Source organism: Paenibacillus sp. J22R232 (assembly GCF_056269165.1).
On the sequence record NZ_JBWDNK010000011.1, the window covers coordinates 145,550 to 161,565 of the forward strand.

A 16,016-nucleotide genomic window follows, 5' to 3' on the forward strand; every position below is an offset into this window, starting at 1 on the left:
ATAATACCAGTGGCATGCCATTATTCATTAGATATGCCTACTTCTTTAACGCTTCATTGACTTCTTCCGTAATTTGATCGCCGCCAAGCTTCTTCCAATTTTCAACGAATTTATCAAACTCATCGATCGATACTGCGCCATAGATAATTTTCGTGAACGTTTCCAGCTCAAGCTTATCCAAGGTTGCTTTCTTGCTATCCATCGTTTTGGTATTCGCAAAAATATAATCATTCGCTATCGTTACATTATTATCCATGTAATCCTTCAGGACGCCTTGAGAGCTTTCTGGACCAAATATCCGCTCGTTCCACCATTGTGTCATATCTCCGGCACGATATTTAAGTATGCCATCGTAATAACCCTTCTCTTCTGTGTTCAGCTTAGATGGATCATTAGCTTTAAGCGCTTCCGACACATTGATTTGTGCCTTTACGTTTTTATTCGGAGGGAGCACGGAAACGACTGCCGCATGCCAGGCTTGATCACTTTCACCGGTGTACTTTTTACGCTCCGTTACGGAGCTTTCTCCATACATTTTCTCGACTTGGAAATTCAACAGCTTAATCAACGCCTCTGGGTGCTCATAGCCTTTACGGACGACGTAAGCATTGGAATTCGGTGCAGGCGTCTGCGCGTAAGCCGTTTCAGCGTCGATTGAGACTACCGGATAGGCCTTCCAGTCGGCTTCCTTATTCGTCTTAATGACTTCGCCGATGTTGAACGGCGCGTACATCGGTCCGAAAATCATGCCAGCTTTGCCCGAGTTCACAGTCTCAAGCGCTTTATCAATGTCTTTTGTGCCAAATTCCGGATCAATGACACCCTCTTTATAAAATTGCTGCAGTTGAGCCAACGCCTCTTTCACTTCAGGCTGAATACTGCTGTACACATAGCTGCTGCCTGAAGCATCCTTTACCCAACTTCCCAATTGGGCATGGTAGCCGTTGAAGAACGATGTCGGCTGAAGCATCCAATCTTGATGAAGGCCTTTAGCTATGACAAATCCAAACGTGTTGTTCTTTTTGTCGCCATCCGGATCATCATTCGTGAATGCTTTCGCAATAGCGATGATATCCTGCATCGTCTTCGGCGTTTCCAGACTCAGCTTCTTTAACCAGTCTTGGCGAATCCAGATCATTGGAGCTGAATCCAGCACACCCGTATAATTGGCAATGGCGTATAGTTTGTTTTCGAAAGTAACGGCTTTCATACCCAATTTATCGTCTGCTTCAACCATGCTCTTCAGTAGAGGGGACGCATATGTCTCGTAAACGCTCGTCAGATCCTCCACTTTATCTGCTTCGATCAGCTGTTTTAATTGCGTGCCATTCACGCTCATTAGATCCGGCAGATCTCCGCCAGCCAGCGTGACATTCATTTTATCGCCAAAGTTAGCGGTCGGCACAACCCAATCATAAGTCACCTTAATACCTAGCTCATTCTCGTACCCTTTTGTCCAAACATTATTTTCTACCGTCTCGCCTTCAACCAGGAAACTCTTGGATGCATCGTCTTTGACTGCCGTAAGCGTAATCGGCGGATCATATTTGGACAAAGGACCAACATCCGCAGGAGCATTCGTTGAAGCATTGCCTGGACTGCCGCTTGGATCTACTTCCTTGTTGGAATTGCTGCTGCATGCCGTTACCAATATTAATGAAGCAACGACTAGCAGGGCAATCCATTTTGCACGTTTATTTTTTTGTGTTTGCACGCTTGAAACCCTCCCAATGGATGAATGACTATCTTCTTTTATTGTAGGGTTGACCAATCAATCCCGATAGTGGGCTGAGTTGACATCAGGTATCTTCTGTTTACTTTTTCTCAGCCATAAGGTCCCGGTATTCATTTGGCGTGCATTTCATTGCTTTTTTGAAAAACCTAAAAAAATAATGGGGGTCCGTGAAGCCTAGTTTCGAAGAAATATCATGAATTTTCAGCATGCTGGAACTGAGTAATTCCTTCGCTTTCTCTATCTTCAAACGGATGATGTAGTCGGATATTGATTCACCTGTGTGCTTCTTGTACCATCTGGATAAGTAAGAGGGATTCAGCGCTACTTTCTCCGCAATTCGGGTCAACGACAGATCGTCTTCCAGATGGGTATGGATATAGTGATGGACAGTGGCTAGCATCGGCAAGTCGCCTTCAACCAGTTTTCCTTCCCAGTAGCCCCTTTCAAGAATAAGATGGATCCATCTCTGAAATACATGTAAGGCTTTCATCCATACAATCTGGGCATCAAATCGTAGAAACAAAAACCAATCCTCCCGGCTTTCTGCATGCTCCTTAAGGTTTAAGGCATCGATCGCCATCAATAGATGATTGGAAACACCATGCAAAATTTGCATTTTATCGAACGGGTCCTCGGGTCCTTCCTCTTTATATATACTGCAAAAATCTTTGAAGTGCCTTTCCGTCTCCAAACGATCGCCTTTCATTAACGCTTGAAATATCAATTGCATGCACTGCGTAGCAGCTTTTTTGTGATCCCGTTCTTTATCCGCGCTATCGGCGGCATCCAGGTTATCCATAGGAACTAACATCCACTTCTCCATTCCCGCGCTTGGACCTTGCAATAGAGCCAATTGAAGTTTGCTAGCGGTTTTGGAGGCTTGTCCCCAATCTACGAAACTATCGATTAGCGCGACCGATACCGATATATTTAAATATTCTCGGCACGCCTCCTGAAACGTTTCGAGCGTACCGTGAATAAAACGGAGCAGGTGATATTCGTTCTCCTTCATGCTGAGGAACCAGTCTGCCGACTGCATGAAACACATCAGCGACGTTTGATCGATATCCGTGCATTTAATATTAGCCTTCTCCCCGAGCAATTCTTCTGCAATGTTGCCAATACCGTACATCATTAATCTACGGTCTTCGTTTCCGACGTATTTTCCCCAGTCCTCGACCGTAATAGCCGCTAAAAGTATAGGTTTTTCCATACGAAACGGCAGCTGCAGCGTATCAAAAGCAGCTTGCTCCAAGCGGGCTGAACGATGGTTTGATTGAAGGAAGTCCTTGAGCAATTGATTTTGCAGACCGGTAATGACCTTTGGCATTTTTTCCTTTAGGAGCACCCTTTGATGGCTAATCTCCAGTTCATCCCGTACAAGCTGCGTAGCACGCAATACGGTCTCTTTTATTCGGTCCATTCCTTCTGTCTTCAGCAAATAATCGACGACGACAGGGCTTCTTATCGCTTGATGGGCATATTGAAATTCATTGTGTCCGGTAAGCAATACTACTTTGCAGCGTGACCATTTCGTCTCTATTTCTCTAACCAGCTCCAGCCCGTCCATGAACGGCATGCACACATCGCTCAGTACGACATCTATCTTCACCTCATCCAGCCAATCCATCGCTTCCGAAGTCGAATAGGCTTTCAATACGTCTAAATCATAACGGCTTTCTTTTAAAAAATATTCATAAAGACCATCCACGATATGCGCTTCATCGTCAACGATCAGCAGTCGGAACATCTGTCTCCACCTCTTCGATTGGAATTTTGATTTCTACCCGCATTCCTCCCCATTCGCTTCTGGATATTGAAACGCCATAGGGAGCGCCATAACGGATAACAATTCTCTTATGCACGTTCAAAAGCCCGGTTGTTTCCTTATGGGTAGAAAATATCGAGGTATCGGTAAGCAAACGCGATAATTCAGAAAGCCTCGAATCCGTTAAGTTTTCTCCGTTGTCATCAACGATGATGCTTGCGCTGTTTTCCTGTGACTGAAAGCTCAGCCTCAATAGCCCTTTGCTCTTGTTTTCTTTCACCCCGTGCTCAAACACGTTCTCTGCGATCGGCTGCAGGATTAACCTCGGAATAAGAATACGTTGGAGCGCCATCGGAATCTCTTCATAGATTACTGATATTCTTGGCGCAAACCTAATTTCCTGTAAAGACATATAATTAAGGGCATGTGCGACATCTTCCTCCAAAAAAACGTCCTGCGCTGCATTCCGGGTAATATATTGAAAGTATTGACCCAAATAACCTGAAAATTCTTTGATGCCGTCCACGTCTTCCAGCTCTGCCATTTGCTTAATCGTAAAGAGGCTGTTATATAAAAAATGAGGCGTAATTTGTGACTGAAGCTGCTTTAGCTCCGCATCCTGCGAGCGAATTCGCTGCAAATAATTGTCCTTTATGAGCATATGCAATCGTTCAAGCATGTCATTAAACCGGGTGTACAAAAAACCGAATTCATCTTTGCGATTATGCTTGATCTTCCCATTCTGTCCGAACTCCACTACTTTGAACGCAGTGGTCAGCTTGCCTAAAGGCTGGTAGATGAGTCTGATGATCCAATAAGAAAACAAGATGATTACGAAACACGAAAAGAACGTAATGATCCAAAGCCACCGGGTATAAATTTCGATTGGCTGCTGTAACGTAGACTTTGGAATGACTTCCGCAAGTCGAATGCCAAACTCCTCATTGTTAATCGTATATATTCGATTATTCTCCGTTTCCAACCGTCGAACGTCATTGGGCAATTCCTTCGTCTCATTCAAGTCATCCGATAATAGGATACTTGTATCCGTTTCTGATAGGCCATCGGAATGTAAATTATATTTGCCTTCTCCAAATAGAAGCGAAGCTCCTCCTGAGCCCGTTTCTGTAAAGCCGTTCAATGTCCTGATCATTTCGTTGGCGTTTATCTTGAATGCAAGCAGAAAGTTAGGCTCCATCGAGCTGTCCATTATATACGGAATGCTCATAGTATAGTAAAGGCTTCCTTCATATAGAGAGATCGAGCTCTGTAAATTGCCTCTGCTGTCCAACAAGCCTTTCAATTCTTCTCCCCCGTAGCTTGAAATGTACGAGAGGGCGCTAATTTTTTTCCCAACGACAGGCACATAATACATGACATCTTCAATATAAGGACTCGATTGCTGAACTTGACGGAGCTTGCGATGGATTTCGTTCAATCGCACCGAAACCTCATAGCCATTCAATACCGGGTATTCAGCCTGGAAGCCTACCAGCTCGTAATCATTGGAATACTCCGTAATGAGGCTGGACATTCTCGTCATTTCGAATTCGAGATGATTATAATGAAACAACAGCTTGTAAATGTTAGACTTGTCAATTTCCTTCCGCATCTGTTCCGATCCTATGAAGGTTGACCATATCCCGAGTCCGTAAAGCGGAATAATAACGAGAAAGAAAGCGACAAACAATTTTGTAAAAATAGAATTCCATTGTATTTTCACGAGCATCCCCACCTATCGCGATACGACAAAAGAGCCGTATTACGGCTCTTTTTTTTTATATAAAATTACCCTTTAACGCTCCCAACGACGAGTCCTTTAACGAAATAACGTTGGAAGAAAGGATATATGAGCAAAATGGGCAAGGCGGACACAAAGATTTGAGCCGCTCTAGCTGTTCGATTGGAGACGAATTGCTGCATCTTGGCTTGTTCCAAGCTCATATTCGTTTGGTTCATACTATCGAATTGGAGCAGCGATTGCAAATACGTAGATAGCGGATAATGCTCGGGCCGGTTCATATAAATCATGCCATCGAACCATGCGTTCCAATGCGCTACAAGAGAGAACAGAGCTACGGTTGCCAAGCTCGGCAAGGTCAGGGGCAAATATACCGTCCATAACGTCCGGAAATGGCCTGCTCCATCCATAAAGCTTGATTCCTCCAGTGCCTTTGGCAACGTCCTCATATAATTCATGATAAGAAGCACATTAAAAACAGGTATGGCTCCCGGTAATACCAACGCCCATATCGAATCCATGATTCCGGTTTCTTTGACAACCAGGAATCCCGGTATCAATCCGGCTCCGAACAACATCGTAAAAACGAAAAACCATGCATACCAAGTCCTGCTGCCAAAATCCTGAGCCTCCTTCGAAAGCGGATAGGCCACGAGCACGCTAAGCACCATATTGATTCCGACTCCCAGTATTACGCGTTTTATGCTAACAATGAAAGAAGTTAGGAAGCTTTCATTATTGAATACGTAAGCATAGGATTTCAACGTAAAATCAACCGGCCACAAGGAAACCTGTCCCGCACTTACCGCGGCTTTCGAACTGAAGGATACAGCGAGTACGTTCAGGATCGGGAATAAACAAGCCACCGTCAGTAACAACAACAGAACGGCATTCACGATTAAAAAAAAGCGGTATTTTTTCGATAACATTGTTTACTCACTCCTTTCTTTAGAAAATGCGGTATTTGGCAAACCGGTAAGCTAGCCAATACCCCGCGCCGATCAGCACTAAGGAAACGACCGACTTCACTAATCCAACCGCTGTCGCAACTGAATAATTATTATCGACAAGACCGATTCGGTACACTAGCGTATCCAGGATATCACCCGACTCGTATACGACCGGGCTGTACATATTGAATACTTGGTCGAATCCTCCGTTGAGCACATTGCCGAGGCTTAAGCAAGCAAGCAAGATAATAGTAGGGCGTATGCCCGGCAGCGTAACATGCCAGGTTTGCTTCCACCGGCCTGCGCCGTCAATGACGGCTGCTTCATATTGCGTTGGATCGATGGATGTTAGCGCAGCTAAATAAATAATGGTACTGAATCCGACTTCCTTCCATTCATTCGCAATAACCATTACATAAGGAAACCATGTGTTATCGGATAAAAATGAAATAGGCTGGAAACCGACCGCTTTAATAATCTGATTGATTATCCCTTCTGACGGGGATAGAATATCGACCACAATTCCGCCTAAAATGACCCAAGAGAAAAAATGCGGCATATAAATGACCGTCTGAACGTATCGCTTTAATACGGATTTCCTTACCTCGTTCAGCATCAGAGCTACCGTAATTGGAGCAACAAGCCCGGAAACAATTTTCATGATTGAAATAAACACCGTATTCCATACCACTTGATAAAATGACGGGAGCTCCATCATATATTGAAAATTGTCCAAGCCTACCCAATCGGCTTTGGCGAAGCCCATCAGCGGCGTAAAATCTTGAAAAGCAATGATATTGCCAACCATCGGAATATAACAGTAAATCAGAACAATAATGATTCCCGGAATCATCATCACATGCAGCGGAATATTTCTTTTCATCCGCCTTAAGCGCCGTCGCGTTCCCATAATAATCCCCTCCTTGCTATTCAGTATAAATTCGGATGCCGGTTTGGGGACAGTGGGACGTCTTTACAAAAGGTATCTTTTAATGACCTTTCATGTAAATACGTTGACGAAAAGAAAAGCAAATCAGTAGCCTTGGCTCCTGATTTGCCTTTCATGCATGAACGCTATTATTTCCCGATCAGCATCAATAAGTTATAAATCGCCTGAGCCGTTTCTGCACGAACGGCTTCTGACCTCGGATGAAACATCCGTTTCCCGTCACCCTCCATAAGCCCTGCCGTTATCGCTTTGGTTACATCCTGCTTCGCCCATAACGATACTTTTGCTTCGTCTTTGAAGTCGCCAAGCCCGTTGTCAGGCTGAACGCTATTGCCCGTACTGTACGTATAAGCACGAACGAGCATTGCTGCCATCTGCTCCCTCGTGATGGTGGCATTCGGGTCGAATGTGTTATCCGTTGTCCCTTGAATCAATCCGGCATCATGGGCTGCCGCTACGTCAGACACATACCATGCATGTTCACTGACATCCGAGAATGGCATCGTTTTACCCGTACCGCTTAAACCAAGCGCTCTTGTCAGTAAAGCGGTAAATGCTGCACGCGTAGTGTTATCGTTTGGTTTAAACGCTTCTCTCGTCACCCCGGTGACGATATGCCTCGCAGCCAGCACCTTCACCGTTCGGAACGCCCAATGGCCGCTAGGCAAATCAACAAACGATTTGTCATATTCCAACACCGCGTATTTGCTGAAATGAGTTAATTGTACCGAAACAGTCCTATTGGCTTTATGAACGGTACCTCCTACATATTCCCATGATGCTGACAAATCATTGTAATGATAAATGCCGATTAATTGATGATCCACCTTGCTTTCAACATACGGAAGCACTAGGTTTACAGGCTTAGCGAATTCGCTTAAACGGTACTCCTTCTGTTCATCCGTACGAAGGAACAGATCTAGATCATAAGCGCGCCCTCCAGACTTTAATTCCGGATGACTGCTGTCTATCGAAAGCTCATCCGTATGTTTCAATCGTATAATGATTTGTAATTTTGATGCGTTCACGCCACCCGCTAGACCCGTTAGTTCCTTCAGCACTTCAGTAGGAAGCACGATGGTTACGTCTCCGCTTTTTACAGTCAATGGCGTTTTCCCGAGAATGGCAGCCGTGCTGCCAGGCAATGAAATTTCTGTTTTGCCGGCTTTCACTTCAATCGTCACGCTTCCGTCCTTCACGTTGCGAAGCTCTTGTTCGCTTACATCTGGCGATCCGGTTCCGGTATCCGCGTTAGGAATGCTAGGATTGGGGTTTGTGCCAGGTTCAACAGCTTGGCCGCTAATGATCACAATTGCACTGCCCGTTACGCCCGTTCCATCTCCTGCTGCTGCCGTCACTTTTACTTTGCCGTTTTTCGAAGCCGTTAATAATCCGCTCGTATTAATATCTGCCAAGTTTGTCGTCGTACCGTCCTCGTTAGCTACCGTCCACGTCAGAGAAGGGTCGGTTGCATCGGAAGGCTGTACTTCCGCATGTAACTGCAGGGTGCCTTTATCCTCCGTTATCTCAAGCACGCCGTCCAAACCGCTTATGGTAATCGCGTTTACCCGTACTAATTCTTTTGTCGTTGCCTTTGCGATATCCGAGAAAACGGATTCTACGCCAGCATTGATCGCTGTTATCCGGTACTCATAAGCTGTACCTGGCTGCAAGCCCGTATCCGTAAAGGAGCCTGAACCGGCTGAAGCCGCGTTGACTTTCTTGAAACTGCCGTCCGTCGCCGCTTTCCGGTATACATTGTAGCTTATGGCATCCGGCAATATTGACCAATCCAGCTTCACGGTCGATGCCGTCAATGCTTCCGCGCTTAGTCCTTCCGGTTTTCCGGACATGTAACCGAAAACCTTCACTTCCGCCATCTGCGGCGTATACCAGTTGTTATTCGGATTATTATGCAGTACCGCATCCACTAGTACGATTTTCACATACCTTGCGTTCGCTGCTATCGAATCCGTAGTGAAACCATATTCCGTTATCCCGGTTCTATCCAGCGACACCTCGTAATGGACATCGTCGCTGCTCGTTTCGATACGGTACTTATAATAGCCCTCGGAGCCCTGTACCATCGGCCAAGAGATTTGGACATTCGTTAGATCGTAGTTGTCTCCAAGGTCTACTTTCCACCATTTCGGCCATGAGTAATTGCTAGTCGCCGACCATGTAGTCGAATAATCGCCGTCATTTGCAAGGCTAGCCGGATTCGATAGCGCCTCATTCTCGGCAGTCGCAGGCTTGCCTTGGGATAGCAGGTCCCCATTCGAGATCGGTACCACTACTCCCGATTGGAAATCAACCGATAATTGCTCCGTATAGTCTACGTAAGCCGTTGTTCCGGAGAGGATAAGCGGCATCCACATCTGTTTCGCGTCGCCTAACCACCTATATACATTCCATATGTAAGAGGTTGCCGTATCCCCTTTGACCGTAACGACTCCTCCGCTCTGGGCGCTGAATGACGATCCATTGCCCAGCTTTTTCAACTCCGACCATGGACCCTCCATCGAAGCCGCGGTAGAATACATCGCTTGATTCGGGTACCAGCCCGATGCTCCGGAAGTAATTAGGAAGTAAATCCCGTCCTTTTTCACGATGGTAGGCGCTTCTCTAAACTTACCGGTATAAATCGTCATGATCTCTTTCTCCACCGACAGATAGTCCGAAGTCAGTTTATAGAGCTTTAGATCCGCATTAACGCTAGCGGAAGAGATTAAGTATGCAGCGCCATCGTCATCCACATAAACCGTCAAGTCTCTTGACTCATTGCCGTTTGGCCTAAAGCTTTTAGTAAACGTATACTTCCCGTCAGGCGTATCGCTGTAAGCAACCGCTACTCTCGCCAACCCGTAATCAATTCCGTTCTCATAATGCATCCACATCAAGTACTTGTTCGTGCCCTTGTTATAAACAATCTGTACGCCTTCTAGATTAGCTTCTGCCAATTCCGGATGATCACTTGAGTCGAGAACGATCTGGCTAAAGGTCCAAGTCTTCAAATCAGCCGATTTATACATAGCCAAATTTTTGAATTTCCCATTTTCCTTGGAGCCTATCAGGAAGTAATAGGTAGAACCGGCCTTGAAGAATCCGCCTAATCCCAGACTATTGCCTTCGTCGTCCTTCCACCAATTCTCGCCGTTCGTAAACGTCATCGATGTCGTGGGAATGCTGAATGTCGTAGCGCTTGCCGCATTAGACATTTCCGATTCGCCTGCGTCATTGTGGGAGCGAATCTTGTAATAATAGGTTTTGCCAGACTGCAATCCCGTATCGCTAAACGCAACGGTGCTTCCGCTATAGATCTCGGCATAGGGACCTACCGCATCTTCCGCTCGATATAGCTTATAGAGAGATGCACCCGTTACTGAATTCCATTTCACGTTAACCTTCGATACGTCTGCGCCTTGGGTTTGTACGCCGATCGTTCCTAGCCCTGTCGGTACCGCAGGCGCACGCAGCGTGCCATATACTTTAACTTCGTACAATTGAGGCGTATACCAGTTGTTCGGGTTGTTGTGAAGCACCGCATTAACCAAGTTTACCCGCACATATCTGGCTTTGCCTTTCAGTTTGTCGGACGTGAATCCGTATGTCTTATTATTCGTACGATCCAGAGCAACCGTATAATGGAGATCGTCATCGCTAATCTCGACTTTATACGAATAATAAGCTTCTGAACCCTTATACATAAACCACGAAATCTGTATATTGCTGAGATCGTATTCCGCGCCAAGGTCAACGCGCCACCAGTGGGGCCATGTGCCTGTGGAAGCTGTCCACGAGGTGTCGTAGCTTCCGTCGTTCGCCTTTCCTGGAGTGAAATCCTCTTCTGCTGTCTTTGGCCTAGACGACAGCGCGGCCGCCGGTTTGCCTTGAGAGATGAGCGGGTTGGCTGGCGGAATGGTAATTGTCCCCTTCGCCGCATCGATATCGAACTGCTCATAGAACTCCATAGAAGCATTGGTTCCATTAAGCGTTAGCGGCAGCCAAATGTATTGGGAGTCGCCAAGCTTTGCAGGATTCCATCTATCTGCATGAAGGATGTACGCTGTCTCTTCCGTCCCCTCTACGGCAATAACATAAGAAGATTGCGTATAGAAAGAAGAGGTATTGCCGATATTTTTGAGCGGTGTCCACGAAGAAACGTCCGCAATTGTCTTGGTTGTTGAATACATCGCCTGATTTGGGTACCAGCCGCTCGCTCCCGATGTAATCAAGTAATAAAGCTCACCCTTTTTCACCACAGCCGGAGCTTCACGGTAAGGACCCGAATAAATCTTGCCGAGCTCCGCGGCCACGCCGGTATAATCGTCTGTTAGCTTATATAGGATCATATCCGCATTGACGCTCGAAGAGGAAAACAAGTAGGCCGAACCGTCGGTATCTTTGAATACCGTCATATCACGTGAATCTTTGCCAGCTTCCGGATTCCCCTCATGATTCGGATCGGCTGGATTCGGCCTAAAGCTTGCAATGTAAGTATAATTTCCGTCAATGGTGTCAGACGTGGCAACCGCTACCCGCGCCAGGCCATAGTGCTCACCGTTCTCGTAATGCATCCACAATACATATTTTTTTGTTTTTTCGTTGTATAATACCTTCGGTCTTTCAATGTTGCTATCTGCCAGGTCCTTGGCCGGTTGTCCGTCCAGTCCACGGGATGTCTGCGTCAAAACGTTATTCCTGAACGTCCAGCTCTTCAAATCTTTCGAGGCATACACTTTAATATTGTAGAAATGCGCCTGGTCCGTCGTCTTATCTTCACCGAACCAATAATACGTATCCCCGACTTTTATCATGCCACCGCCGTGTGCTTGAATCTTGTCTCCGTTATCGGCATACCAAAACGCGCCATTCTCAATGATTGCAGCACCCGTTCTGGCTGTTGCGCGGTCGGACTTTACCGATTCTCCATTGGAATTGACCCCGGTTACCGCGTAGTAATAAGTAGTTCCCTCGTCTAATCCCGAATCTTGGAAGGTCGTACGGGTAATCGCTTCGCTATTGATTCTCGTGTAGGTGCCAAAGAGCAAGCTAGAACGGTATACGTTGTAGCTCTCCGCTCCCTCTGACGCATTCCACTTTAAATGCATCGTGCTGGTGCCGTTCTCCGTTACGGTAACGCCGCTAGGACGCTTGATGGCGCCGCCGCCAACGGTAACGGTAGCTTTCGCTTTAATCGCGCTGTTTGCAACGGCCCCGAATACGTCGAAGGTGCCTTGCGTCGCATAAGCCTGAGGATCGATTGCATGCCATTTCACATTTACGCGCCCAATTGAGCCATCGCTATATTCAGCATCTACTGACGCCGGAAGCTGCAGCGATTCTCCCGTATCGATGGCAATCTCTATTGGAGCAATATTTACCATTGTCGCGTAGCCATTAAGCAGCGTCTCTATCTCCTCATTGGAGATTTCCATGATGCTGCCATGCCGGATATCCGTAGGAAGTTGATAGTCGTCCACATTTAGTTTCGTCCAAGCTCCGGAAGCGAGATCCGTGGCGCTGTAACCCGCATATGTTCCTTTATTGTACTCATCGGCATACATATACCAAATGCTCTCCGTGAACGATTTAATAACCGTCGGGCCTTCCGCTTCAGGTACGATAACCGCGTTCCGATAGCTTGCCGTATCGTACGATCCGATCAATCCATTCTCCGATACCGCCATTTTGATTCCTTTACCCGTTGGTGTTCCCGCATTATTCTCTCGCTCATCCTTATAAAAGGTGTAAAATTTACCGCCATCCTGGGCAACAGTCGGATCGATGATGTTATGACCCGGATCGAGGAAAGGCTTTGGTGCTGAGAAATTCACGAAGTCAGCTGTCGTCCGGTAATAAGCCCGATGCTCGCCGGATACAGGAGTTCCCGGTACTTTGGAGGACCAAATGACGACATAATTATTTTTGGCGGCATCATAATACGCCTCCGGCGCCCAAGCATCCGTGCTGTTCCCTGGTGCGAACGGCACGGAACGTCCATTTGTCCAATGCACCAGATCCTCTGAATCATAAATTAACAGATTTTTGCTCGTCCACGAATCCGTGGATAGAAGATGATACTTGCCGTCTTGATCGCGAATGATGAAAGGATCGCGAATCGACTTGTTGCCTATCATCGGTTTAAGAACACGCTCGCCTTTATTCAATGCCGTCCAATGAAGACCATCCCTGCTGTACGCATGATAAAGAGATTCATCGGCCGTCTTGAAATAGGACAGCAGGTATCCCGCGTATGCTTCTTTTGATTTCACGACGACCGTAAACGATTTCTGGGCTTGAATGGTTCCTTTGCTAATGGTAGCCGTCAACGTTACGATTGCGTCAGGCAACCCTTGGGCTGGCCGCGATACCGCACCCGTATCCGCATCAATTACTTCTGGATGGCTCGAAGCCCACACGACCGCCGATTGTTCCATTCCTTTGGCAGGCAATAGAAGATCATGCCTCAATGCCAAAATATCATTACTAAGGTTAAGCGCCGCTTTGTCCGCTGCTACCGACTGCTCATCGCTTAATTGTTCAAGAACCGTAACCAAAAATGATTTCGTTTGTGACATTCCCGCTTTGCTTAGCGTAGCCGTTAACGTTAAGGCTATATTACCCGTACCCGCTTCCGGACGGTTAACTTCCCCCGTCAACCCGCTAATGACGGCATCGTTCTCCGAAGCCCAAGTTAAAATTGTGCCATTGTCCCCTGCGTTTGGGAGAACAAGCGTCGTTTTTACCCCTCCGATGTCTCCTAGCGTAAGTGAATCCGCATCTTCTTGGATATCCTGGTAGCTTAATTGATTCGCAAGCTCGCCAACCTCCGCTGCGTTTAATGCCCTGTCATATAGACGGAAATCGGATACTTTCCCGTTGAACCACCGGTCTCCGGAATAAGGCGCGCGGCCGATATAATTAAATAGCGTATTCTCTAAATCCTTTGGCAATATCGTAATTCCCGCATTGCGGCCAACTTCAATGCCATTCTCGTACAGAATGGCCGTGTATTTAGAATCAGATGAATTTTTCGCTATGGTAACCGTTAGGTTTTTCCACTCACCTGCCCCAAGCGGTATATTCGTCCTTGTCGCCGATTGCTCTAATGTCCATTTGTCAGTCGAAATCGTAAATCGGAAGTTGCCGTTGCTGCCTTGATTGTCCGCAGCAAGGAGACCCAAATATTTCGAGCCGTTCACATTCGCGTCCGCTACGCTGCCGAATCCGAATACCCATGACGGACGGCTTACGGAACTCGCGAATACGTTCGTTGATATGGTTATATTCGTGACGCCGCTCAACATACGATCCGGCATTTTAATTGACCCGTTGGAACCGTTCAGCGCTACCGCGCCTGATCCTCCCTTGCCTGTCGTCCATGTAGCGCCTGCGCTGAGCGTGCCATCGTTGCCGTTGCCGGAGGAGTCCGCCGCGGTTGTGCCCGTCTTCTCATCCAGTTTGTACCATAGCTTTAGGTTAGGCTCCTTTACGACATTAACCTGTACGAAGTAGTCCTGCCCCTTGTAATTCAGCGTTATTGTTGCATGGCCTTCCTTTAGTCCTTTGACTAATCCCGCGTTCGAAACAGAAACGACCGCTGGATCGGAAGACGTAATAGTTGCTTGGTTCGTAACATCCTCAGTTGTGCCATCCGCATAGGAGGCCGTCAGCACGGTAGCATGCGTAGCATGCACAAAAGGAAGCGTATAGGCGTCCGAGTCTAACGTGATCACCGTTTTCGCCTGCAAGACCGTAACTTGAAGGGTCTTCGTTTCGCTAGCGGAGCCACGGCTAATCGTTGCGGTTAATTGCACGATCGTGTCTCCGCCTGGTTGACGATGAACCGTTCCGTTATTTTCGATCACGCTCTTTTGGTTCGATTCCCACGTTGCAACGATTCCGCCTTCAAAAGAAAGGGGGAGGATCAAGTTCCCTTTCACGGCGGACAAGTCGCCAAGGCTAAGCCTATCTTTTAACCGTTTGACCGCTTCGGCATCCGATAGATTCTCATAAACGATTGTATTGATTTCAGACTCGCTAAGCGCTCTGTCGTACAATCGGAAATCAGATATTTTCCCCTTGAAATACTTGTCCGCATTATAAGCCGGCCGGCCGATATTATTTTCCGTCGTCACCCCGCCGCCCAAATCTTTCGGCAATGTGACCATATTCGGATTAGTGCCTACAACCACTCCGTCTTCATATAGCGTACCCGTGTACTTCGCATCGGTGCTATTCTTTTTTATCGTGACCGCTATATTTTTCCACTCGCCCGTACTTATGGTTCCCGACTTTTTGACTGATTGCTCGTCCACCCACTTATCCTTGGATATGACGAATCGGGCGGCTTTGGGATTGCCTTCCGACGATGTAGCCATCAGGTAATTCGCCCCCCAGCCGGTGTTTTCCGTGCTTCTATTTCCGAAGCTGAAAAACCATGAAGGATCTTGTTTGTCTGGACTCACATATACGCTCGTTATTACGGTAATTTCGGAGATACCCGCCAAAAGGTTATTAGGCATACGCACATTGCCGTTTACGCCATCAAGAGCGACCGCACCATCAGACCATGCAGCGCCTCCAGATAACGTGGCATCTTGTCCGTTGCCTGAAGAATCTTTGGCAACCGTGCCTGAGGTTTCCTTAAATTCATACCATAATTTCAAATTCGGGTCAGCTGCTGCAGCTGCCCTGACCATGACCAAATCCGGCAGCATGCTGCTTAATAATGCGATGACCAAAAACATAGAAAGCCATCTTTTGTACATGAGTTCTCCTCTTTTCGCACCAAAATGGTAAGCGCTAAATGATTCCGGCTCTGCCTACTCCATGGTGGAAAGCGCTTTCTCACTGATTGTACGGCTGGC

6 protein-coding genes are annotated in these 16,016 nt (G+C 46.9%); all 6 read right to left on the reverse strand.

The features are described from left to right. Positions 1 to 37 precede the first annotated feature (37 nt). On the reverse strand, positions 38 to 1,714 hold the full coding sequence (locus tag AC0YN3_RS25155) for an extracellular solute-binding protein (protein ID WP_475777671.1): 1,677 nt from the start codon (positions 1,712 to 1,714) through the stop codon (positions 38 to 40). A 100-nt stretch (positions 1,715 to 1,814) separates the two neighbouring features. Next, the gene (locus tag AC0YN3_RS25160; RefSeq protein WP_475777672.1) at positions 1,815 to 3,485 is read right to left on the reverse strand and encodes a response regulator; all 1,671 of its coding nucleotides are present in this window, start codon (positions 3,483 to 3,485) and stop codon (positions 1,815 to 1,817) included. Then, a complete protein-coding gene (locus AC0YN3_RS25165; RefSeq protein ID WP_475777673.1) occupies positions 3,463 to 5,226 on the reverse strand; it encodes a sensor histidine kinase in 1,764 nt (587 codons plus the stop codon). Before AC0YN3_RS25165 ends, AC0YN3_RS25160 begins: the two co-directional genes overlap by 23 nt. A 65-nt stretch (positions 5,227 to 5,291) precedes the next feature. Continuing rightward, positions 5,292 to 6,173, reverse strand: a complete 882-nt coding sequence (locus tag AC0YN3_RS25170) for a carbohydrate ABC transporter permease (RefSeq protein ID WP_475777674.1) — start codon at positions 6,171 to 6,173, stop codon at positions 5,292 to 5,294. Between the two features lie 19 nt (positions 6,174 to 6,192). Beyond that, on the reverse strand, positions 6,193 to 7,104 hold the full coding sequence (locus AC0YN3_RS25175) for an ABC transporter permease (protein WP_475777675.1): 912 nt from the start codon (positions 7,102 to 7,104) through the stop codon (positions 6,193 to 6,195). Between the two features lie 167 nt (positions 7,105 to 7,271). Then, positions 7,272 to 15,917, reverse strand: coding sequence for an immunoglobulin-like domain-containing protein (locus tag AC0YN3_RS25180; protein WP_475777676.1), 8,646 nt, complete (start codon positions 15,915 to 15,917; stop codon positions 7,272 to 7,274). Positions 15,918 to 16,016: the final 99 nt, after the last annotated feature.

Coding starts and splice junctions, on each gene's coding strand:
- AC0YN3_RS25175 (WP_475777675.1), bottom strand. CDS start 7,104: ATGGGAACGCGACGGCGCTTAAGGCGGATGAAAAGAAATATTCCGCTG.
- AC0YN3_RS25170 (WP_475777674.1), bottom strand. CDS start 6,173: ATGTTATCGAAAAAATACCGCTTTTTTTTAATCGTGAATGCCGTTCTG.
- AC0YN3_RS25160 (WP_475777672.1), bottom strand. CDS start 3,485: ATGTTCCGACTGCTGATCGTTGACGATGAAGCGCATATCGTGGATGGT.
- AC0YN3_RS25180 (WP_475777676.1), bottom strand. CDS start 15,917: ATGTACAAAAGATGGCTTTCTATGTTTTTGGTCATCGCATTATTAAGC.